This window comes from Pseudomonas sp. L5B5, from assembly GCF_020520285.1.
Classification (GTDB): domain Bacteria; phylum Pseudomonadota; class Gammaproteobacteria; order Pseudomonadales; family Pseudomonadaceae; genus Aquipseudomonas.
Window position 1 is genome coordinate 793383 of the sequence record NZ_CP084742.1, and the last position, 22642, is coordinate 816024.

The 22642-nt window shown below is 62.5% G+C and carries 19 protein-coding genes; 12 read left to right on the plus strand and 7 right to left on the minus strand.

Going from position 1 to position 22642, the window contains the following annotated elements:
* Positions 1-49 precede the first annotated feature (49 nt).
* Positions 50-1012 carry a bifunctional GNAT family N-acetyltransferase/nucleoside diphosphate kinase regulator gene (locus tag LGQ10_RS03550; RefSeq protein ID WP_226524711.1) on the minus strand — a complete coding sequence of 321 codons (963 nt, stop codon included), beginning with the start codon at positions 1010-1012 and terminating at the stop codon, positions 50-52.
* Positions 1013-1459: 447 nt separating this feature from the next.
* Between LGQ10_RS03550 and LGQ10_RS03555 the strand changes: the two genes are divergently transcribed.
* The 5 genes from LGQ10_RS03555 (at position 1460) to LGQ10_RS03575 (ending at position 9548) form a co-directional block, all read left to right on the plus strand.
* A complete protein-coding gene (locus LGQ10_RS03555) occupies positions 1460-2677 on the plus strand; it encodes an MFS transporter (RefSeq protein ID WP_226524712.1) in 1218 nt (405 codons plus the stop codon).
* A 73-nt stretch (positions 2678-2750) separates the two neighbouring features.
* Positions 2751-3875, plus strand: a complete 1125-nt coding sequence (locus LGQ10_RS03560; protein WP_226524713.1) for an efflux RND transporter periplasmic adaptor subunit — start codon at positions 2751-2753, stop codon at positions 3873-3875.
* A gap of 15 nt (positions 3876-3890) precedes the next feature.
* A complete protein-coding gene (locus tag LGQ10_RS03565; RefSeq protein ID WP_226524714.1) occupies positions 3891-6992 on the plus strand; it encodes an efflux RND transporter permease subunit in 3102 nt (1033 codons plus the stop codon).
* A gap of 10 nt (positions 6993-7002) precedes the next feature.
* Positions 7003-8445 carry an efflux transporter outer membrane subunit gene (locus LGQ10_RS03570; RefSeq protein ID WP_226524715.1) on the plus strand — a complete coding sequence of 481 codons (1443 nt, stop codon included), beginning with the start codon at positions 7003-7005 and terminating at the stop codon, positions 8443-8445.
* Between the two features lie 179 nt (positions 8446-8624).
* Positions 8625-9548 carry an AraC family transcriptional regulator gene (locus LGQ10_RS03575; protein ID WP_226524716.1) on the plus strand — a complete coding sequence of 308 codons (924 nt, stop codon included), beginning with the start codon at positions 8625-8627 and terminating at the stop codon, positions 9546-9548.
* Here the strand turns inward: LGQ10_RS03575 and LGQ10_RS03580 are convergent.
* Positions 9545-10009, minus strand: coding sequence for an SDR family oxidoreductase (locus LGQ10_RS03580; RefSeq protein ID WP_226524717.1), 465 nt, complete (start codon positions 10007-10009; stop codon positions 9545-9547). The genes LGQ10_RS03575 and LGQ10_RS03580 overlap by 4 nt on opposite strands.
* A gap of 311 nt (positions 10010-10320) precedes the next feature.
* Between LGQ10_RS03580 and LGQ10_RS03585 the strand changes: the two genes are divergently transcribed.
* Positions 10321-10947: a LysE family translocator gene (locus tag LGQ10_RS03585; RefSeq protein ID WP_226524718.1), complete on the plus strand. Its 627-nt coding sequence runs from the start codon at positions 10321-10323 to the stop codon at positions 10945-10947.
* Positions 10948-11043: 96 nt separating this feature from the next.
* Here the strand turns inward: LGQ10_RS03585 and LGQ10_RS03590 are convergent, their stop codons facing one another.
* The 3 genes from LGQ10_RS03590 to LGQ10_RS03600 all read right to left on the minus strand — a co-directional run bounded on the left by LGQ10_RS03590 (position 11044) and on the right by LGQ10_RS03600 (position 13810).
* Positions 11044-12186, minus strand: a complete 1143-nt coding sequence (locus LGQ10_RS03590) for an AAA family ATPase (RefSeq protein ID WP_226524719.1) — start codon at positions 12184-12186, stop codon at positions 11044-11046.
* A 14-nt stretch (positions 12187-12200) separates the two neighbouring features.
* On the minus strand, positions 12201-13061 hold the full coding sequence (locus LGQ10_RS03595) for an RNA ligase family protein (protein WP_058435888.1): 861 nt from the start codon (positions 13059-13061) through the stop codon (positions 12201-12203).
* Positions 13062-13432: 371 nt separating this feature from the next.
* Positions 13433-13810 (minus strand): c-type cytochrome, encoded by a 378-nt coding sequence (locus LGQ10_RS03600; protein WP_058435887.1) that lies wholly within the window; start codon positions 13808-13810, stop codon positions 13433-13435.
* Between the two features lie 292 nt (positions 13811-14102).
* Here LGQ10_RS03600 and LGQ10_RS03605 point away from each other — a divergent pair, with 292 nt between their 5' ends.
* Positions 14103-14762 carry a hypothetical protein gene (locus tag LGQ10_RS03605; RefSeq protein WP_226524720.1) on the plus strand — a complete coding sequence of 220 codons (660 nt, stop codon included), beginning with the start codon at positions 14103-14105 and terminating at the stop codon, positions 14760-14762.
* A 102-nt stretch (positions 14763-14864) separates the two neighbouring features.
* On the opposite strand, the gene LGQ10_RS03610 is transcribed toward LGQ10_RS03605, so the two are convergent.
* Complete coding sequence (locus LGQ10_RS03610) at positions 14865-16580, minus strand: SulP family inorganic anion transporter (protein ID WP_226524721.1); 1716 nt, start codon at positions 16578-16580, stop codon at positions 14865-14867.
* Positions 16581-17026: 446 nt separating this feature from the next.
* On the opposite strand from LGQ10_RS03610, the gene LGQ10_RS03615 reads away from it, so the two are divergent.
* Together LGQ10_RS03615 and LGQ10_RS03620 are read left to right on the plus strand one after the other, a co-directional pair.
* Positions 17027-18403, plus strand: a complete 1377-nt coding sequence (locus LGQ10_RS03615) for a hypothetical protein (protein ID WP_226524722.1) — start codon at positions 17027-17029, stop codon at positions 18401-18403.
* Between the two features lie 206 nt (positions 18404-18609).
* A complete protein-coding gene (locus LGQ10_RS03620; RefSeq protein WP_226524723.1) occupies positions 18610-19200 on the plus strand; it encodes an acyl-homoserine-lactone synthase in 591 nt (196 codons plus the stop codon).
* A gap of 42 nt (positions 19201-19242) precedes the next feature.
* Here LGQ10_RS03620 and LGQ10_RS03625 read toward each other — a convergent pair whose 3' ends face one another.
* The gene (locus LGQ10_RS03625; protein ID WP_058434339.1) at positions 19243-19968 is read right to left on the minus strand and encodes an autoinducer binding domain-containing protein; all 726 of its coding nucleotides are present in this window, start codon (positions 19966-19968) and stop codon (positions 19243-19245) included.
* A 428-nt stretch (positions 19969-20396) separates the two neighbouring features.
* Between LGQ10_RS03625 and LGQ10_RS03630 the strand changes: the two genes are divergently transcribed.
* The 3 genes from LGQ10_RS03630 to LGQ10_RS03640 are packed head-to-tail and all read left to right on the plus strand — an operon-like array spanning position 20397 to position 22630.
* Positions 20397-20888, plus strand: a complete 492-nt coding sequence (locus tag LGQ10_RS03630; RefSeq protein ID WP_058434340.1) for a PhzA/PhzB family protein — start codon at positions 20397-20399, stop codon at positions 20886-20888.
* Between the two features lie 29 nt (positions 20889-20917).
* A complete protein-coding gene (locus tag LGQ10_RS03635; protein ID WP_058434341.1) occupies positions 20918-21409 on the plus strand; it encodes a PhzA/PhzB family protein in 492 nt (163 codons plus the stop codon).
* A gap of 24 nt (positions 21410-21433) precedes the next feature.
* Complete coding sequence (locus LGQ10_RS03640) at positions 21434-22630, plus strand: 3-deoxy-7-phosphoheptulonate synthase (RefSeq protein ID WP_058434342.1); 1197 nt, start codon at positions 21434-21436, stop codon at positions 22628-22630.
* Positions 22631-22642 lie beyond the last annotated feature (12 nt).

Here is a 22642-nt window from a genome sequence, read left to right on the forward strand (position 1 = left end):
TTTGGAAAGGCTTCGCGCCTGATGACCGAACACTGAGCCAAAGGCGCAATTACAGGTGGAAATCCCCCGCGGCCTCTGGCTGGTAAAGCACCTTCCTGATCTCGATCCGGCGGGTCCGATCAGAAATGCGCCAGTCGATGGCGTCTCCCTCCTGATAGCCCAGGATGGCGGCGCCGATGTCGGAACACACCGAGTGCTTCCCGGCGCTGCTGTCCGCGTCTTCCGGGTAGACCAGGGCCACTTCGATCTCTTCGTCGTCCAGGTGCAGCAAGGCCCTGGAATTCATCGTGACCACATTGCGCGCCACCTGCTGCGGCTTGACGACAATGGCGCGCTCAAGCTCATGTTCGAGTTCTACAACGGCCGGGCCTTGCTCGAAGACGATCAGGCTCTCGAGCCTGGCCTTGTCGACTTCAGTGATGTAGATCCCCGTGGAGTCGCCAACGGCACCTTCGCGCAAGAGCTCAAGGTAGCGCCCCCCGGTCATGGAGAATGACTTCAAGGTCGGCGTTTCGCTCTCAAGCACAAAGCCGCTGCGCACAAAGGCCTTCAGTGAGCGCGCGTTGTCCGGGTGGATCTTGGCGATGAGCTTCTCGGCCCGCATATCGAGAAAGGCCAGCTTCATGCCCTCGCGGATGGTGCGGGCGCCAAGGTTTCGGCCCCATTTGTCGCTGTCCCCGATGACCAGGACGATCTCGCAATTGGAATCGGTCTTGACGAGACGGACAAAACCCACTGGCGCGTCATGCCGGTCATAGGCCATGAAGAATCGGCCACCCCGGTTGAACAGATGGGTCAGGATTGGTAATTGAGTTCGATCGATGACGTGCTCGATGGTGCGGGAAACATCACGTGAATCGCTCAGGTAACAGGTGACGCGCTCATCTTCCAACCAATCTTTCAACGTCAGCGCATGTGCCCGAGTAATTTCAGGGCACAGCGAAATGAAAGGCTTGTTCATCTTCACCACACTTATTTGTAAAGGATGAAAGCCCTTCATGGCGACGGCCATGACGGTTCTTTCGGCAACCGGCTATCTTAAGGCATCCCGTGAGCAATGCCGAATTGCCTGTGCACCTTTCCTTGAGAAGCGGTTCGAAGCGCTGCAACGGAAATCCAGATAATCCTCGCCAACGGCATGTGGACTGATCGGTCAAAGTTCGGCCGCAAAGATAACAATCCCCTCCCTGCCCCACCTTGCCACCGCCATGAATTTCCAATCCACCCCACACAACCAGTGCTCTGAAGACCCGCATGCCTGATTGCCGGCGTGTCTAGGAACGCCTCCCCGGCATACCCGCAGCCCAACATCACAGGCTGCCTGGACGCTGGCCAATGAAGTCCGGTGTTTCGCGCATGGGGGTGGCTCAGGTCGCTCGATATCATTTGCTGGCCGGCTTTCCACAGCCTGCCTGCCTTGAACCGGCGCCTTCCTGTTCCTCCTGCGGACCCGAAATCCATGTCCACATCCACGCCTGTTGCCGGTGAACGGCGTTCGAGCATCTTTGTGTTCCTGCTGGCACTGTCCCTGATGGTGTCATTGATGAACAGCAGCACCCCGACGCCGCTTTACCCGCTTTACAAAGAGCACTTCGGCCTGAGCTCGCTGGACCTGACCTTGATCTTTGGTGCCTATGGCATCGGTGTGCTGACGGCCCTGGCAGCCATGGCTGGGCTGGCCGGGACTGTCGCCGAATTACGCTGGCTGTTCGTGCCCGCCAGCGTGCTGGTGTTCATCGGCGCTGGCGCCTTTGCCCATGGCACGTCCCTGGGCACGCTGTGTTTCGCCCGCCTGCTGGGCGGCCTGGGCTCGGGGGTGATGACCGCCGTGGTGAACATCGCCCTGGTGCGTTTCAACCCCGGGCACAACGACCAGCGCCCAGCCCTGGTCGCCACACTGGCCATGGTGTCGGGCCTGGCCCTGGGACCGCTGCTCAGCGGCGCAGCACTGCAACTGGATATAAAACCCATGGCCTCACCCTTCTGGCTGATCGCGCTGCTGGGCCTGGCCGCCGCCGTTGCCAGCCTGATCCTGTGGCCGGGCCGGGGCGCTGTCCATGCCGGCACCAACCATGCCCAGGCGGATCGGCCGGCCAGCCTCAAGCAAGCCTTGCAGGGCATCGGCCTGCCCTTCCACCTTTGTGCCTGGAGCGTGTTTTTCAGCTGGTCGTTCGCCACCTGCGTGTTCGTACTGGGCCCGCACGTGGCGCGGCAGATCTTCGGCCTGACGGCGCCGGGGCTCTTCGGTTATGTGATTGCGGCGTACCTGCTGATCGCCGGTATCAGCCAGCTGTATTGCCAGCGGCTCGAGGCGCGCCAGGCACTGCTCGGCGGCTGGCTGTGCCAGTGCCTGACCTTCGTTGTCCTGCTCCTGGCCTGCTACACCCATGCGCTGTGGCTCGCACTGCTGGGGCTGGCCATCGGTGGTTATGCCTATGGCGCGCTGTTCGTCGGCAACGCCCGCCTGGTCAACCAGCTGGCACCGCGCCACAGCCATGGCAAGTTGATTTCCTATTTCTACGCCACCGTCTACCTCTTCAATGCAACCCCGGTGCCCATGGGGTTACTGGTGGATGCCTACGGCATCGCCAGCGCCAGCACCCTCGCGCTGGCGGTGTTCCTGATCATTGGCCTGGTGTTGTCCGCCTTCGCCCATCACAGCCGTTTTACCCGCTGATGCCCTCCTCCTTCCTTGTGCCATGGCGCCTCCGCGCACGGCACTCCAGACACTCCACACAGTAAGTGAAGATATGAACACGACACTCAAACGATGGGTCGGCGGCACCGCCTTGCTGGTGGCCGGCAGTACCCTCGCCATTGCCCTGCTGGGCGTGACCTCGTCCACCGCTGCCGGTGATACCGAGCCCTCCCTGCCGGCCATCAAGGTGGCCGTGGCCCAGGTTGCCCAGGGCCCGTTGCCAAACCTGCTGACCGGTATCGGCGAGTTGGAAGCCACCCGCCAAGTGATGGTGACCGCCGAAACCGGCGGCCTGGTCACGGTCATTGCCTTGCGCGCCGGAGAAGCCGTGCGTGCCGGGCAAACCCTGGTGCAACTCAACGACGCTCCCGAGCGCGGCGAGCTGGCACGCCTGCAGGCCCAGGCCAGCAATGCGCGCTCGCGGCTGCAACGCACTCGCCTGTTGCTGCCCCAGCAAGCAGCTACCCAGGAACAGCTGGATGAGGCCCAAGCCGACTTCCGGCAGGTCCAGGGCGATATCGCCCGCGTCCAGGCGCTGATCGAGCAGAAACGCATCAAGGCACCGTTTTCCGGGGTGCTGGGAGTGCGCAAGGTCAACCTGGGCCAGTTCGTCCAGGCCGGCGACCCGATGGTCTCGCTGACCGATGCGCAAACGCTGTTTGCCAACGTCAACCTGCCGGAGCGCACCCTGTCGGTGCTCAAGCCCGGGCAAGCCATGCAACTGTCGGTGGATGCCTACCCCGGTCGCCAGTTCACCGGCAAGGTCAGCACGCTGGAGCCGCGCATCGACCCGGGCACACGCACGCTGCTGGTCCAGGCCACCCTGCCCAACCCGGACAACCTGCTCGCCCCGGGCATGTATGTGAATGCCCAGGTCAGCCTGCCGACTTCGGAGCAGGTCCTGAGCGTTCCGGAAACTGCGGTCAGCTACAACAGCTACGGCGACTACGTGTACACCGTGCAAGGCGATGACCCGCGCACCCTGAGCGTGCGCCTGGCGCAAGTGAAGACCGGGGCGCGCATCGCCGGCCGGGTCGTGCTGCTCGATGGGGTCAAGGCCCAGGACCGGGTCGTCACTTCCGGCCAGTTGCGCCTGAGCAATGGCGCGCACATCGAAATCATTCCGTGGGACAACGTCGCGCTCAAGGCGCCGCGTGATCCTGCCTCGAACCCATAACAGGCGAAAATTGCCATGAAGTTCACTGATCTGTTTGTCCGCCGCCCCGTACTGGCGCTGGTGGTCAGTACCCTGGTGCTGTTGCTGGGCCTGCTGGCGGTCAACCAACTGCCGGTGCGACAGTACCCGCTCACGGAAAGCTCCACCCTGACCATCACCACCCAGTACCCGGGGGCTTCGCCGCAGTTGATGCAGGGTTTCGTGACCCAGGCGATCGCGCAATCGGTGGCAACGGTCGAGGACGTCGACTACATGACGTCGACCTCGACCCAGGGCCGCAGCATGATTGCCGTGCGCATGAAGCTCAACGCCGACTCGAACAAGGCCATGACCCAGGTCATGGCCAAGGTCAACGAGGTCAAGTACCGGTTGCCCGCCGAAGCCTATGACCCGGTGATCGTCAAGTCTTCCGGCGATGCCACGGCGGTCGCCTACGTCGGTTTCTCCAGCCCTAGCCTGTCCACCGCCGCGCTGTCGGACTACGTGACCCGCGTGGTGCAACCGCAACTGTCGTCCATCGAAGGAGTCGGCAGCATCGACCTCAACGGTGGGCAGAAAATGGCCATGCGCATCTGGCTAGACGCCAACCGCATGGCGGCACACGGCATTTCCGGCGGCGACGTGGCGCAAGCGCTGCGCGACAACAACGTGCAGGCTGCACCCGGCCAAGCCAAGGGCCTGTATGTGGTCTCCGACATCCAGGTCAATACCGACCTGGTCGACGTGGCCGAATTCCGCGACCTGGTGGTCAAGTCGACCCCGGTCGGCATCGTGCGCCTGAATGACATTGCCACCGTCGAGCTTGGCGCGGCATCCAGCGACACCAGCGCCACCATGGATGGGGTCAACGCGGTGTTCTTCGGGCTCAACGCCGCCCCCAATGCCAACCCGCTGGTGATCGTCAAGAAGCTCAACGAGCTGCTGCCGGGCATCCGTCAGAACCTGCCACCGGACGTCAAGGTGGCCGTACCTTTCGAACTGGCGCGGTTCATCAGCGCGTCGATCGACGAAGTGCTGGGCACCCTGGGCGAGGCGATCGTGATCGTGGTGCTGGTGATTTTCCTCAGCCTGGGCTCGGCTCGCGCGGTGATCATCCCGGTGATCACCATCCCCCTGTCGATGCTCGGAGCCGCGGCCTTCATGGCGATGTTCGGCTTCAGCATCAACTTGCTGACCCTGCTGGCCATGGTGCTGGCCATCGGCCTGGTGGTGGATGACGCCATCATTGTGGTGGAAAACGTCCACCGGCATATCGAAGAGGGTCATTCGCCGGCCCGCGCTGCGCTGATCGGCGCCCGCGAAGTGGCCGCGCCGGTGATCGCGATGACCCTGACCCTGGCCGCGGTGTATGCGCCGATCGGCCTGATGGGTGGCCTGACCGGTTCGCTGTTCAAGGAGTTCGCCTTCACCCTGGCCGGGTCGGTCATGGTCTCGGGGCTCATCGCCCTGACCCTGTCGCCGGTGATGAGTTCGTTCCTGCTCAACAGCGCGATGAGCGAAGGCTGGATGGCGCGCCGGGCGGAGCGGTTCTTCCATCACCTGGGCGAGGCCTATGGCCGGGTGCTGGACCTGTCCCTGCATCATCGCTGGGTCACCTGCGCTGTCGCAGCCTTGGTCCTGCTCAGTGTGCCGCTGCTGTACAGCCGTGCCCAGAACGAACTGGCGCCGGTGGAAGACCAGGCGACGGTGCTGACCGCGATCAAGTCGCCGCAGAATGCCAATATCGCCTACGTCGAGAAGTTCGCCGAACAGTGGAACACGGTCATGGGCGAACTGCCCGAGCAGAGCAACCTGTGGCTGATCAACGGCATCAATGGAGTGTCCAACAGTATCGGCGGGGTGAACTTCGTCGAATGGGAGAAACGCCAGCGTAACGCCGACCAGATCCAGGTCGACATGCAGAACCGCGCCAACCTCATCGAGGGCAACAACGTGTTCGCCTTCCAGTTGCCATCGCTGCCCGGCTCCACCGGCGGCCTGCCCGTGCAGATGGTGATCAAGAGCGCCGGCGACTACAAGGTCGTCTACGAGGCCATGGAGATCCTGAAAAGCGCGGCGCGCCACAGTGGCCTGTTCATGGTGGTGGACAGCGACCTGGACTACAACAACTCGGTGATCCGCATCCAGGTCGATCGCGCCAAGGCCAACAGCCTGGGCGTAACCATGAAAGCCATCGGCGACACCCTGGCGGTGCTGGTCGGTGAAAACTACGTCAACCGCTTTGCCATGGACGGACGCTCCTATGACGTCATTCCGCAGAGCCTGCGCAACGAGCGGCTGTCGCCCGAAGCCCTGGCGCGGTTCTATGTGAGCAGTGCCTCGGGTGCGCAGGTGCCGCTGTCCAACCTGGTCACGGTCTCGACCGGTGTGGAACCGAACCAGCTGACCCAGTTCAACCAGCTCAACTCGGCGATCCTGCAGGCCATTCCCAACCCCGGCGTGAGCATGGGCGAGGCCGTACAGTTCCTCGAGGCGCAGGCCGGCAATCTGCCGCCCGGGTTCAGCTACGACTGGCTATCGGATTCGCGCCAGTATCAGCAGGAAGGCGCGGCACTGATCATGGCCTTCGTCTTCGCCATCATCGTGATCTACCTGGTCCTGGCGGCCCAGTACGAAAGCCTGCGTGACCCGCTGATCATCCTGATCAGTGTCCCGATGTCGATATGCGGTGCCTTGATTCCCCTGGCACTGGGCATGGCGACCATCAACATCTACACGCAGATCGGACTGGTGACGCTGATCGGCCTGATCAGCAAGCACGGGATCCTGATGGTCGAGTTCGCCAATGAGGTACAGGTCAAGGTAGGCCTTGATCGGCGTGCGGCCATCCTGCACTCGGCCAGGCTGCGCCTGCGACCGATCCTGATGACCACCGCGGCCATGGTCACCGGCCTGATCCCGCTACTGTTCGCCTCGGGGGCCGGTGCCCACAGCCGTTACGACCTGGGCCTGGTCATCGTGGTCGGCATGCTGGTCGGCACGGTATTCACCCTGCTGGTACTGCCCACCATGTATTCGCTCATCGCTGTCGACCATCGCGCTGCAGCCGACCATCCGCGTAACCGTGAACTGGCATCCGTCGACGACGCGGACGCCGCAATGACCCCCAGGGGGTAAGGAACACATCATGTCAAACACAGGACTCTTTGCGCGGCGCCCGCTGTGCGCGGTGCTGCTCTCGCTCGGTTTGGCCGGTTGCGCGGTGGGGCCCGACTACCAGCCCCGCACCGACACTGCGCGGCCGTTGCCCCAGCGCCTGGATACGGCGCTGTACTCCAGTGAACAGCTGCAACGGGACTGGTGGCGCCAGTTCCAGGATCCGCAACTGGACCAGTTGATGGACCAGGCACTGAGCCGCAACCGCGACATCCACCAGGCCCAGGCCAGGCTGCTGGAAGCCCGGGCCGAGCTCGATGAGCGCCAGCTCGACCGTCTGCCGACCGTCACCGCCGAGGGCGGATATTCACGCAGCAAGGCCCAGGACAACCCCGGCCCTGCCGGGGAACGCAATCTGGCCAAGAGCTACCGGGCCGGGCTGGACGCTCAATGGGAGATCGATCTGTTCGGCCGCTTGCAGCGCCTGTCCGAAGCCGCCGCCGCCCGTGGCGAGGCGGCCGAGGCGGATGTGGCGCAAGCGCGCATCGTGGTTGCGGCCGAAGTGGCGCGCAACTACTTCGAGATGCGCGGCGCCCAGCGCCAGTTGGACGTGGCCCGCGCGGCCCTGGAGAACCAGCAGAACATGGTGCAGGTGGTGACAGCCATGGTCGGCGTCGGGCGCGGCGCCGCCGATGAGCTGGCCAGCGCCGAAGCCGAGCAAGCCCGCCAGCAGGCCGCCTTGCCGCCCCTGGAGACCCGTGTCCAACTGGCCCGCTACCGCCTGGCGGTACTGGTGGCTGCTCAACCCAGCGAGCTGCCGGCGTTGATCCGCCCAGTTGCCCTGGAGCCACTGGTCACCCGCTTGCCGATCGGCAATCTCGCCGACCTGTTGCGCCAGCGCCCGGACATTGCCAGCGCCGAGCGGGACTTGGCCGCCTCCACGGCGGATATCGGCGCGGTGACCGCCGAACTCTATCCCCGCCTGGACCTGGGTGGTTTCCTGGGGTTCGTGGCCATTCGAGGCTCGGACCTGGGCTCCAGCAGCAGTCGCGCCTTCAGCGTGCTGCCCGGCGTCAGCTGGCCTGCCCTGCACCTGGCCAGCGTCAAGGCCCGGCAACGCCAGGTCCAGGCTCGCCAGCAAGGCGCCCATGCCCATTACGAGCAGGTAGTGCTGCAGGCGGTGGCGGAAGCCGAAGGCGCGCTGACCACCTACAGCCAATCGCAGCAGCGACTGGGGGACCTGTTGCAAGCCGCCCGACACAGCGCCCGGGCCGCCAGCCTGGCGCAGGTGCGCTATCAGGCGGGCGCGGCTCCTTACTTGCTGGCGCTGCAAGCCCAGCGCACCCGGCTGCAGTCCGAAGATGCCCTGGCGCAGGCGGATACTGCGTCCTATATCAATGTGGTTGCGCTGTACAAGGCGCTGGGGGGTGGCTGGCGGACACCGATTCGAGTCACCGTGGTCAATCGCGATTAACCGCCGCGCTGGACGCGTGTCCGGCTCCTGGCACGCGTGCAGCGCAAACGTTCGGCAAAAAAAACCGCCTGCTCCCGAAGGAACAGGCGGTATTACGCGAAAAGTCTTTTATATATCCAATGAAATAATCCCGATGCTACAGTCAAAAACGTGTATTTCAGGATTGAAAAGGTTGCTCAATGGACCCGCTCTCAGGTGTTCTGTCTTTATTGCGGATCCGCAACTATCACTCCGCAGCGTTGAATCTTGGGGGCGACTGGGCGTTCCATTTTCCCGAGATCGCCGGGATCAAGTTCACCACCGTGGTGCAAGGCAGTTGCTGGCTGGTGGTCGAGGGCGAGCAGCAACCACAGCGATTGCAGCAGGGTGACTGTTACCTGATGACGCGGGGGCGCCGCTTCGCGCTCTACAGCGACATGTCCCAGGTTCCCATCGATTCCGACCGCTACTTCCAGCGCCTGGCCAAGGACGAACTCATCCTCGACTACGGTGGCCAGGACACCCAACTGGTCGGCGGTCGCTTCGAGTTCACCGCAGTCCCCGCCCAGGTCCTGCTTAGTTCCCTGCCGTCGGTGGTCCACCTGACCGGAGTGTCCGCCCAGGCATCGGTGCTGCGCTGGGCCCTGGAGCGCTTCATCTCGGAACTGCAGCAGCGCCAGCCGGGCCGTTCGCTGGTCACCGAGCACCTGGCGCACATCATGCTCGTCGAAGTGCTGCGGGTGCACCTGGACACTCTCGACGGCGAAGGCACGGGCTGGTTTGCCGGCCTGGCCGATCGTTACCTGAGCAGCGCGATCGGTGCCCTCCACGACCAGCCGGCACGCCGCTGGACCGTGGAGGAGCTGGCCGGGATGGCGAACATGTCGCGCTCGGCGTTTGCCCAGCGCTTCAAGAATGTCGTCGGCGTCGCGCCCATGGAGTACCTGACCCGCTGGCGGATGCTGCTGGCCAGCGATCGCTTGCGCAACTCTGCCGACAGCATCTCCAGCATTGCCTTTTCACTGGGCTACGAATCGGAAAGTGCCTTCAGCAACGCCTTCAAGCGAGTGATGAGCGAGGCGCCGCGCCACTATCAGCGTGCCCAGCAGGCATGTAGCGCCTAGCGCAGACCACCACCAATGATCAGCGTTTCACCGGTGATCCAGCTCGCGTCGTCCGAGGCCAGGAAAGCCACGGCCGGCGCGATGTCCTGGGGCTGCCCGATGCGCCCCAGAGGCGTGATGGATTCGATCTTGCTGCGAAAACCACCCTCGAAGAAACCACTGGCATGCACCCCTTCGGTCACCTCGCCCAGCTCGCCAGTGGAGTAGACCCCGGTATTGTTGACTAGGATGTCGACGCGGCCATAACGATGAGCGACTGCCTTGAAAAGCGTCTTGACCTCAAGGCTCTTCGCCACGTCTGCCTGGATGGCGAAGGCACTGCCCCCCTGCTCGAGAATCCGCGTCACGACCTGGTCGGCATCGGTCTTGCTGCGCGTGTAGTTGACGATGACCGTGGCGCCCTCCCGAGCCAGTTGTCGGGCGATCTGGGCACCAATGCCTTTGGAGGAGCCGGTGACCATTGAAACGAGCTTAAGGCGCGGGTCCTGAGGTGTTAATGACTGAAAACCCGGGAAACATGCGTCAGCGTCCAGCATGTTTGCGTACAGGACTTCACCGCCGCCGCTGGCCATCCGGCCCGACGAGACAGCTGCCTGGGGACTGTGGAACACGCCAGCCGTGCTCAAGGGATGCGAGCGATCCGATTGCCAAATCCCAGCGCCAACACAGCACGGTTTTCTGTTGATCCGCTCAGGGGAAATGACGCATTTTATCAAGAGCGCATCGTTTATTTAGCGAGTTGCGAATCGAACATCATTGGAGACACAACCTGATGGAAAGCACCACCTTGCTCCTGTTCATTGTCTCTGTCAGCGCGGTCATGATGACGCCTGGCCCATCGATGCTGCTGGCGCTCAACAATGGCGCAGCCCACGGCATGCGCGTCGCGTCGTATGGCATGGCGGGCGCGGCACTGTCCGATATCATCCTGATCGGCGCAGTCGGATGTGGCCTGGGTGCACTGCTTGAAGCCTCGGAACAGTTGTTCTCGCTGGTCAAGTGGGCAGGTGCCGCCTACCTCTTGTACTTGGCCTGGAACCTGTGGCACGCACCGACTCGGCCGTTGGCCGACGCGCTCGTGCAACACGCCACCAGGGGGCGTTCGGCCTTCATGCGGGCGCTATTGGTCGGGCTGTCCAACCCCAAGGGCCTGCTGTTCTTTTCAGCCTTCCTGCCGCAGTTCATCAGCCCTGAAGGTCCGATCGCCCAGCAGTACGTGACGCTGGCCGTGATAAGCGCCTTGATCGACTGCGTCTTCATGAGCCTGTATGCGCTTGGAGGCCGGCACGCCATGCGGCGCTTTTCCGCCAAAGTGATGCAATGCATCAACAGGGGCTGTGCCATGACCCTGGCAGCACTCGCCATAGGGCTGGCGCTGTATCGACGCAGCGAGCGCTGAAGCCCTTCGCGCTCACCGCCAACCCGGCTGACTGCCCCGCTGCGACCTGCTGACGGGGCGGGTGATTCTAGTGGCCCCGGCAAACTTGCGCCCGCCTCACGTCACCGCCTGGTACCTCACCCGGTGCGCCTCGGTCGGCAGCGGTACCTCCCATTTGAACAGCATGCGACGGATATCATCGTTGCGCAGCGAGGTGTCGCGCTGCTGGTTGCGCCGCATGATCTCGCGCTCGGGGCTTTCCAGGTAGACGATTTCCACCTCTGCGCCGTAACCGTACAGCAAGTCCAGGGTGCGGCTGCGCATCTGCGCCGACAGGTGCGTCGAGTTCCACACGAACGGCCGGTGCTCGCGCAACAGGACCTTGGCCCGGTCGATGGCGTAGTGCGCCGCCGCCCCTTCGTTCTGCCCGTGGCGCAGGCCAAGGGCCTGGCGTGCATCGTCGAACGACACCACCGGCAGCCCGGGATGGTGGTCTGCGGTCCAGGTGTCCTTGCCACTGGCCGGCAAGCCGGAGAGCATCACCACTTGCGAGCCTTGCGGCGGGTGCAGTGAATAGTCGGGATGCACCCGGGCACCACGCAGGTACTGAATGCGCGTGTAGTCGTCGGCAAACGCCCGCGGCCCGTGCAGGCAGCCCTCCTCGTGCGCCAGTTCGCGCCACAACTCGATGGCCGTCATCACATCGGCCTTGCCGGCGTAGTCACGGCCTTGCATGTCGGCTTCGGCCACCGCACACAGCATCCACACCGGCAACTCCCACGACAGCTTGTGCAACAGGAACTCGGCGCTGCGTCCACTGCGATCACCCTGCAGGGCAAAGAACGGTAGCTGGTGCACGGCGATGATGCGGCAGATCTGTTCACGCAGATCGAATGGCACACCGGCGCGCCACAACAGCAACCGCGCATCCACCGCGCCCCGGCGAGAATGGCCGGGCTGGCCGATGCGCCCGGTTTCAGGGTCGATCACCGTGGTGTCGGGTTTGGCGATGTCGTGCAGCAAGGCGGCAAAGAACAGCACGAAGCGCTGCTCGGTGGTGGCCTGTCGGTAGGCTGGCTGAGCCAGCAGTGCCTCGACCACGAGACGGGTATGAATCCATACATCGCCCTCGGCGTGGTAGGTCGGGTCCTGGGGGGTGTCGGCCAGGCGGGCCAGGGCCGGGATGGCCGCCAGGCAGGCGGCGGCGTCCATATCGTGCCCGGGCTCGGGCACCAGTCGTTGCAGTTGATGAATATCCATTTCGGCAGGCTCCTTCAGTAGCCGTGGCGCGGACCGTGCCAGTCCATGGACAGGCGCGGTGCATAGAGGTCGACACCGTCGGCCAGTTGATTGGGAATGAACGGCTGGTTGGCATGGTGCTGGTCGGCATCGAGGATGGCCTGGACGAAATCCTGGCGGACCCATTTCAACCGCCCCAGGGTCTGCTGCTCGTCCTCAAGCTTCAGGTACAAGCCCTCCATGCGGCTGGAGCGGTCACACTGGCGCCAGGCTCGGGCCAGGTCGAGGCCCTCGCGATTGACCACCTGCTCGAACACCTCGCGCCAGCGCGCGGTCTTGGCCAGCGAATCGTCGACCAGCGCCATCAGCTCTGCATGTCGGCGTGGCGCCGGCCCTTCGTACAACACCGGCACCGACAGCACCGGCCCGCCTTCGAGCAGGCGCCGACGCGCCACGGTGGACAGGAACAGGCCCGTGGCGCGGTCCCACACGTCGAACTCGCAGAAGTAATGCGGCAAGTGGTCGTAGAACACCGAGTGTTTCTTGTGCAACCACTCGCCATAGAGCACGAAGCGGTCTTCCAGGCGCTCCAGCAACCAGTGTTCGTGGGCCACGGCCCACTGCTTGAACAGATTGAACTGACGCTCGCGGCCGCCCCCGGTGAGGTAATGGCCGCGTGACTGCAGGCGCAGTTCACCGCCTGGGGTAAAGCTGATGCCGGCGTTGGCACCGTCGAGTTTTTCTTCCACCACCAGCCATTGTCCGGCCAGGGAGGCATAACGAACCTGGCCAGCGTCGGTGTCGCCATCCTGCAGGCGCGAGCCTTCCAGGTGAGGGGTGCGGGGATACTTGAGCAGTTCGAGGGCGTGCGCGTGGCCACGCAATTCCATGTTCATGGGTTTCTCCTTGGAAATAGGGAAAAACCGACGACAGGATCAGTCAGGCGCAGCGATGAAGCGCCGCCGCGCGCAGGCGCGGGCAGCCATCAGGCAGGATGGACCGTCGTCGGTATCAGGCGTGTTGGCTGAGGCAGGGCACTGGCTTCACCACTTGGGGGAAAGGTTGCAGGGGCTTGAGGGCGCGCATTCAACAGCACGGCCCCACACTCGTCAAGCCCCGGATACCAGAAACCATAGTTGGGTGGCGCCCTGTCCTGTGCCACGACCCTGGCCCGCGGGCTCAAGGGACAATGCCCCGGCGGCAATGCGGGGCCTGGCGGCCAGGTTCGGGGCAATGGATAGCTGAGACTTCCAGCGCTCGTCCCGGGTCATCGGCTTTTTGAAATCACCCCGATCATGTACTGATTCAAGTCGCGAAAATCCGTCACGCTCCACGCATGCGGCGGTATCTTCACCCCATTCTCTCGCAAGGTTCTTGGAATCAAGTCGCCATTGGGGCGAAGGATGACCGATGACACGATAACGCCGGGGTAATCATGCAGGCGCTTCTTGAAAGCAGGCGTGGTGAGGTCAGGCGTGGGTGGATTGCTCTTGTTGGCCAGCGGCCCTGTGCCCTTGATATCCGCTCCGTGGCAGGTGGCACATCGCTGGAAATAGAGATTCTTGCCGTTGGCATTGTCCGCCAGGCAGAGCGGTGTCTGAATCAGTGAAAACAGTCCTAGCGAAGCGATGAATAATATTTTCATTGTTGTTTTGTCTTTCCCTCGATAAGTGGATTCAGCGTGCAATGCTCGTGCGGTTGGCCAGCTCCACGGCTCCCGCAGCCAGCGGCTTGGGCGCTCTCCAGGGCCTGCCATGGCGTGATTGGCCGGCATTCCACCTGAAGGCGGTTCGCTGCGCAAGGTCTTCGACTTCGATCCGTCGAGCAATGCCCCGGGGCCTGCCGGGCGTTGGCAGGGCACCCGAGCTTTTGTCATCAAAAAGCCGGCGTCTCGATCCTATCGTGCTGAAAGTTCTCACCTCGATAAGGAATCGATCATGAATGTTTCCAGTCTGTTGATGGCAGGCGTCATTGGCCTGGCACTCGCGCCCCTGGCCCAGGCGGCGTCCACCGCCGACGCTGAAGAAAAAGCCCAGTTGAGAAAACTGTTCTGTGAATCCAGGGGCGGCTCCGATATCACCGCCCTGGGCGAGCTGAAAAAGTCCGACGACGTCGGCGCCGTGGTGGTGTGCAAGCTCCCGCCTTCGCCGACGACCGTGGTTGAAAACCAGGCGGCCTCGAGTCTTTCAGCCCTGCCGCTGACCCCTGTGACAGCCACCCTCTCGCCTCCTTCCGGGGTCTACAAGCTCGCCCCGGGGGCCAGCAGCGTCAACACGTCATGCTCGGCCAACCTGGCCATCGCCAAATGGGCCGGCTTTCCCACCACCAGCAATGGCAATGCCAGCTTGAATTGCCGTGGCTACAACACCAGTGCCGGGGGCAGCACCCTCGGCTGCAAGATCGAATGGACCGGACCGACCCAGGTCGCCATCGGCGTCACGCCTTATGGCGGGCAAGTGGCGGTGAACTTCAGTTGCCAGGCCATACACCTTGGCTCCATGGGTACCGTCATGGACTTCAGCTACAGCGACCCGATCTATACGCGCATTCGGTATGGCTCGGTCCAGGCCACAAGCAGCATGACCATCACCCAGTGAACTGGTGACCGACGCATCTGAGCGTGCGGCGTGGACCCTGAGCAAGTTCTGGCAGGTCCACAACGCGCGATCGACCTGCCGGCAAGGGCCGCCCCTCGCCGGCTACTCTCCTGCCGGGTCTGGCGCCGCGTCCTTCTTACGCACGCTGTTGCGCCATACCCGGTAGCTCCTGATCCCCGAACGCACCGAACTGAACAACAGTTGCTCGTCCATTTCGGCGCTCATCCCCGAGCGCTCCAGCATCGTCAGGAACGTGCCACGGGCCCGCGCGATGGCGAAGTGGATGCCCTGCGCGGCCAGGGTGTCGCGGATCTCACGCAGCACCGCGATGCCGCTGACATCGATGTCGGTGACCGCCTCCGCATCGAACAGCACCACCTCGGGCTTGCCGTCGCGCCCGATGTTCTCGAGCAGGCGCATCTTGAAGTAATCGGCATTGAAGAACAGGATCGCGTCGTCGAAGCGATACACCACCAGGCCGGGAACGGTCCGGGCCTGCGGGTACTTGCTGATATCGACCTGGCCTTCGATACCCGGCATCCAGCCCAGCACCGCGTCCGTGGGCTGGTAGATGCTGTACAGCAGGCGCAGGATGGCCAGCGTCACGGCGAACATGATGCCCGGCAGCACGCCCAGGCCCAGCACACTGACAGTGGTCAGCAGGCACAACCAGAACTCGAAGCGACTGAGCTTGTAGATTTGCCCCAGCGACTTGATGTCGATCAGGCCCCAGCCAGCCATCAGCAGGACCGCGCCCAAAGCCGGCTGCGGGATCCAGGCCATGGGTGCGGTGAAGAACAGCAGGATCAGGGCGATCGCCACGGCGGCGACGATGCCCACCAGCTGGCTCTTGCCTCCGACCATGTCGTTGACCGCGGTGCGCGAATCCGCGCCGCTGATGGCAAAGCCCTGGGACGCGCCGGCAGCCAGGTTGCTCATGCCCAGGGCGATGAATTCGTGGTTGGCGTTGATTGCGTAGCCGTGGCGCGCGGCGAAGCTGCGGGCCGTGAGCATGGCGCTGCAGAAACTCACCGTGGCGATACCCAGGGCGTCGCGCAGCAGGCTCTTGCTTTCTTCCAGGGTGGTGCTGGGCCAGGACAGTTCAGGGATGCCGGCGGGCACGTGGCCGAGGATCGAGACGCCGAAGTGATCGAGGCCGAACAGACCGGCCAGCAGGGTGAACACCGCCACCGTCACCAGCGCCGCCGGCAGCCGTGGATAGCGGCGCGGCAACCAGATCAGCAGGCCCAGGCTGGCCAGGCCGATGGCCAGGGTCAGCCAGTGGATCTCGCCCAGGCGCTGGAGAAAGTCCATCAATCCCAGGATGAAGCCTTCGCCTTCGATCTTGAACCCCACCACCTTGCCCATTTGCCCGGCGATCAGGCTCAGGCCGATGCCGTTGAGATAACCGATGAGGATCGGCCGCGAGAAGAAGCTGGCGATGAAGCCCGCCCGGGCGATCCCGGCGGCGATCAGCATCAGGCCCACCAGCACGGTGACGATCATCGACAACTCGACGGTGCGCTGCAGGTCGCCCATGGCCAGGGGCGCCACGGCCCCGCCAAGCATCGCGCAGGTGGCGGCATCGGGGCCGACCATCAACTGCCGCGAGCTGCCCACCAGGGCATAGACGATCATCGGCAGCACACAGGCATAGAGCCCGTACTGCGGCGGCAGGCCGACGATCTGGGCATAGGCGATGGCAATGGGAATCTGGATCGCGGCAACCGACAGGCCGGCGCGCAGGTCGGCGCGCAACCATTCACGGCGGTAGTGCAGCAAGTTGGACAGGCCTGAGAACCAGCGGGAAAGCAGCATGCAGAGTCCTTTCGAAGTGTTCCGTTCTTGTTATTCATCCATGCACTTGCAAGCCATGGAGCAGACAAGGCGACGCGGGGCCATATTCAAGCGAATCGCGCGTCGGATAGCCATGAGCTGGAGCAGTTATTGCGTCGATTGGAGTAAATGAACGCCTTTCGAAGTGACCGGTGAACGGCGAGGTCGCATGCAGGTCTGCGTCCGTGGCCACGCATGGCAAGGCAGCGGCTCTGCACACCGTCGAAAGTATCACGGGGCGCGTGCTCTGCTCCTCTGCACCTGATCGGCGCCCCTGGAAGAGTTTTCAACTACTGTTCTGGTGTGCATGGACGTTCGCAATCGGCACGTGGCTTCCCACCTACAGCTGTCAGTGCCTGGAGTAGCGCGTCCAAGCAGTCCTGTGCAGTCAAGCTTGATCGCAATGACTCATGGCCAAGGAGAGTGCTATGTCATCCAGATCCTTGCTGCTTTGCATCCTGTTCACCCTGCCCGCCCTCTACACCGTCGATGTCCACGCGCTGTCCAGTGACGACGGTTACGATCAGGCTGCCATCGCGCAATTCAACACCTCCGCCAGGGCCCCCTGCATCACCGGGTTTCCCTGCTTTGCCGTCAGCAATCAATACCCGCCCAGCCTGCCAGCCACACCGTCGAAACTTCCCTGGAGCGGCATCGACTACAAGACCGAGCCTCAGAAGTACATGGCCCAGGTCCTGGCTTATGTGGTCGAAGGCAACACCAGCGTCGACTGGGAGCTGCAGAAGAACACCGTGCGCAGCTGGTACCACGCCCCGTGGATGCACGCCAAGCGCGAGCCGATCCATGGCCTGACCATGGAACGAGGCAGTCGCGTGCATGAACTGGGGCCGAACCAGACACGGCGCACCAGCAACTGGGCCGTGGGTTTCTACAATGACCTGGGCGCCAGCACCTTCGGCAAGGTATGGAAAGGCGCCGTACGCCCGACCACCACCCAGGCGGTATTCCCGGTGGGCACGGTCACCGCCAAGCTGCTGCTCACCGATGCCACCGACAGCGAGGCGCCCTACCTTGCGGGCAACAACCTGCAATGGCAGGCGGACATCGACGACAACGGCCAGCCAAGAAGCCTGCGCTTGCTGCAGATGGACATCGCGGTCAAGGAACAGGGCGATGCCACCCACAGCGGCTGGGTATTCGGCACGTTCGTGTTCAACGGTACCCGCGGCGCCGCCCACTACTGGGAGAACCTGATCCCCGTGGGCCTGGAATGGGGCAACTCGCCAGGTTTCACCTATGCCGACTACCAGGCCGGCACGCGCCCCGCAGAAAGCTGGGTCAACCCCGAGGCCAAGGCGATGTTCGCCAACCGCGCCCCGGATGACCAGATGGGCTACCTGGCGCGCATGAACGGCCCCGTCGACAGCCCGCTTTCCAGCTGTATGAGCTGCCATAGCCGAGCCATGGATACCCGGGGCAAGCCCGGTCCGGACTTCAACCCCGGGCCCGACGACAACTGCCTGAAAGCGAAAAAGGTCCAGGGCACCGGTAATGAAACCTATGAGCGCCTGCTCCAGTGCACGGTCAAAGAAGCGACGGTCGCCTTGTTCTACCGCAACCTCAAGTCCAACGAGCCCTTCACCCCGGGCTTCAACTCGCTGGACTACTCGCTGCAGCTGGCCCTGGGCGTGGCCAGTTGGAATGCCTGGACCGAAAAGCACTATCCAACGGTATTCAAGGCCAACAGCATGACCTTCAAGCTCAAGAGTTTCAGCGTCGCGGCCCCTGCGGCGATGACGGTTCCCTTGCTGCCTGCCGAGCAAGCCTTCCATCGCGGTGATTGAACCTACGGCTTGCTGCCCTTGATCCATCGCTGACCACACGAGGGCCAGAACCAGGGGGCGGTGAAGTCTTGGGGTATTGGCAAGGGCCCCACCGCCAACCGCCTGGCCTCATGAATGCTCCCGAAAACTACCAGATCTGGTAGGTGCCAAGCTGCTGCCAGTCCTCTATAAGGAACCGCTTTACCTACCCTCGAGGACATCCAGCCATGCACATGGAAGAGCACACGCTGAGCGAGATGAACGGTGAGTTGCGATTTCTGTTGGGTCGCTTCCGCTACGAACAGTTCGTCGAAAGACTGGGATGGCGCCTCCCGGCCCATCCCCATCCGGACCAGTGCGAATGGGACCAGTACGACACCGATCAGGCCCGCTACATCCTGGCTATCGACAATCGGGGTGCCGTCGCGGGCTGCTCGCGCCTGATTCCCACCACCTGCCCGAACCTGCTCGAAGGTGTGTTCAGCCAGGCGTGCACGGGCGCGCCACCCCGGCATCCGGCCATCTGGGAGATGACCCGTTTCACCACTCGCGAACCACAACTGGCGATGCCGCTGTTCTGGAGAAGCCTGAAGATCGCCAGCCAGGCCGGCGCCGATGCCATTGTCGGGGTGGTCAACAGGACGATGGAGCGCTACTACAAGATCAACGGCGTGCAGTTCGAACGGCTGGGCCCGCCCACCCTGCACCAGGATGAAAAGATCATTGCCATCAAGCTCTCGGCTCACCGCGAACACCATCGCGGTGTTCTCGCCTCCACACACTTCAGCGCTAGTGCACCACTGCAAGAAACTGCCTGACAGCGGCCGAGTCGCCCATCAGGCGACTCGGCCATCTCACCCTCAGATGTAGCCCAGGGCAACGGCGTAGGACACGGCTTGCACCCGGTTGCTGGCGCCAATCTTGCGCTGGATGTTGCGGTGGTGGTAGTTCACCGTATCGGTGCAGACCCCCATGATCACGCCGATCTCTTCCGAGGTCTTGCCATCGGCAGTCCAGCGCAGCACATCACATTCGCGTCCACTGAACTCGACGACCGCATTGAAGACGCTGTCATCAATTTCCAGTTCATAGAGCTTTTCATGGGCGGCGGCGGCAAACGCCTTGGTTACCGGCCTCAAGGCTTCGAACTCCTCAAGGCTGATGGCCTTGTTCCGGCGCGCCAGGCTGAGCAGCCCCACTCGCCCCTGGGCATTGAGCGAGGGTTGTGCCAGGCCATGGCACAGTCCCGAGTCCCGAGCTTCGGACCACAGCTGCGGACATTCCCGAAACAACTCGTTACCCCACATGATCGGCGCCGCTGAAATCTTGCTGTGCTTCACCGTCGGGTCGATCAAGGCATAGTTCTGCGCCTGGTAGCGCTGCACCCATTCCTCGGGATAGTTGCTATATATATATGTCTTGGGGCGCATGAACGGCGTCACGCTACACATGCCATAGGCAAAAGAGTCAAAGCCCAGTTCATTCAGCGCTCTCATTGCGACAACCGTGAATTCTTCAGTACTCAGGGTTTGCGCAAAGATACTGTAAAAATAGGCGTCCCATCCAAACAGCTGTCCTAATTCCATTTTGAACACCACTAAAGTTTGAAGGAGGTCGTGAGACTAGACCAAACTGAACTCATGTCAACCGGTAATTCAGAACCACCATAGACTGCTTCGTGCTAACTCTATATTTGTACTATCTAGTTAAACTCGGTAGCCATGCGCCACTACTTTTTTTCGATGTTACCGGGCCATTACTGCAATTCAAGCGACGAACGCCCACCTCACTTCATGATACTGAAACAGTCCGTCCTGACGGGCTCGCTCAGCCCCTCACTACAAGATCTGGTAGTTCCAACGCCAAGAAACGCAAGTGTATAAACATCATCCGCTCGCTACTGCCACAACAGCGAAACTGTCGAAGGCTGCAACTAACCTCGTCCCTAGATAGTTAACCAGATATTTAATTTATTTTAGACAACACCGGTTCTAAATAAGTGAGGATGCTGCCCATGCCCGCTCCAATTGCTCTAAGCGGCTTTAACGATCAACTTGAACTTCGCAAGAAGAATCGCGCCACCGTCGAGCAGTACATGCGCACTAACGGCAAGGATCGCCTGCGCCGGCATGAACTGTTCACCCAGGATGGCAGCCTTGCTTCCTGCAATACCGAGACCGGAGAACCGCTTGAGTTCAAGGGTCAGGCCAAGCTCGCAGCACTCGGCGCCTGGGTCGAAAAGTGTTTTCCCGACTGGCAGTTCCACAATGTGCGGATATTCGCCACCGACAATCCCAATCGGTTCTGGGTGGAAAGCGATGCTCGCGGCAAGACTCGGGTGCCCGGTTATCCCGAAGGATATTGCGAGAATCATTACATTCATTCGTTCGAACTGGACAACGGCAAGATCAGCAAGAGCCGTGAGTTCATGAACCCCTTCGACCAACTTCGCGGCCTGGGCATTCCCGTGCCGAAAATCAAGCGTGAAGGTATTCCAGCCTCATAAAACCAGCCCTTTCTAACAGGAGATTCATCATGCCGAACAATGCAGCTCGACAACTAAACGAGCACGACACCAGCGAACTTCGACGTAAAAATCGTGCAACGGTAGAGCAATACATGCATACCAAGGGACAGGATCGCCTGCGTCGCCATGAACTGTTCACCGAAGATGGCTCAGGTGGCCTGTGGACCACGGATACCGGGGCTCCTATTGCCATCAACGGCAAGGACAAGTTGGCAGAACATGCGGTCTGGTCACTCAAGTGCTTCCCGGATTGGGAGTGGTACAACATCCAGATATTCGAGACCGACGACCCTAATCATATCTGGGTCGAATGTGATGGCCACGGCAAGATCCTGTTTCCTGGATATCCCGAAGGTTATTACGAAAATCACTTCCTGCATTCTTTCGAGTTGCAGGACGGCAAGATCAAACAGAACCGCGAGTTCATGAATGTCTTCCAGCAGTTGCGCGCCCTGGGTATTCCCGTGCCGCAAATCAAGCGCGAAGGCATACCTACTTAATCCCCCAGGGAGAGTGATCGCATCATGGAAGACTTACTGAACCGAGTTCTTAGTTGTGAAGCGCTCCAGCAACCACAATGGAGCGAACCCTCACAATTGCACGACGCCCAGGCCTATCTCAGGGACAGTGCGTCACTGATTCGCGTCGAGGACATCCTGGTGCTACGTGCCACCTTGGCCCGAGTCGCCGCCGGTGAGGCGATGATCATCCAGTCCGGCGATTGCGCCGAAGACATGAATGAAAGCTCTCCCAGCCATGTTGCCCGCAAGGCCGCCGTCCTGGATATCCTGGCCGGTGCGCTGCGCCTGGTGACCCAGCAGCCGGTGGTGCGGGTCGGACGGATTGCCGGGCAATTCGCCAAACCACGCTCCAACAACAGCGAGCGCATCGGCGACGTCGAGTTGCCGGTGTATCGCGGCGACATGGTCAATGGCCGCGAGGCCCTGGGCAGTCATCGCCAGCATGACGCCCAACGCCTGGTACGCGGGTATCACGCGGCCCAGGACATTCTGCAGCACCTGGGCTGGAACGAACCGGCCGACCAGGAGCCGCTCAGCGGCTCACCGGCCTGGACCAGCCACGAAATGCTGGTGCTCGACTATGAATTGCCGCAGGTCCGCCAGGATGAACAGGGCCGAGTGTTTCTCGGCTCGACCCACTGGCCATGGATCGGCGAGCGCACCCGGCAGTTGACCGGCGCCCATGTGGCGCTGCTCAGCGAAGTGCTCAACCCGGTGGCCTGCAAGGTCGGCCCTGACATCACCCGTGATCAATTGCTGAGCCTGTGCGAACGCCTGGACCCACGACGCGAGCCCGGCCGGCTGACCCTGATTGCCCGCATGGGTGCGCACAAGGTCGGCGATCGCCTGCCGCCATTGGTGGAAGCGGTGCGCGGCGCCGGCCACAAGATCATCTGGCTGAGCGACCCGATGCACGGCAACACCATCGTCGCCCCCTGCGGCAACAAGACCCGCATGGTGCAGACCATCGCCGAAGAAATCATCGGGTTCAAACACGCCGTGACCTCGGCCGGTGGCGTGGCTGCCGGCCTGCACCTGGAAACCACCCCGGATGAGGTCAGCGAGTGCGTGTCCGACACCCTGGAGTTGGCCCAGGTCGCCACCCAATACAAGAGCCTGTGCGATCCGCGCCTGACGCCCTGGCAAGCCGTCACCGCGGTCATGGCTTGGAAAAACTCGCCCTCACCCGCCATTTATTGACTGGAGCTTGTG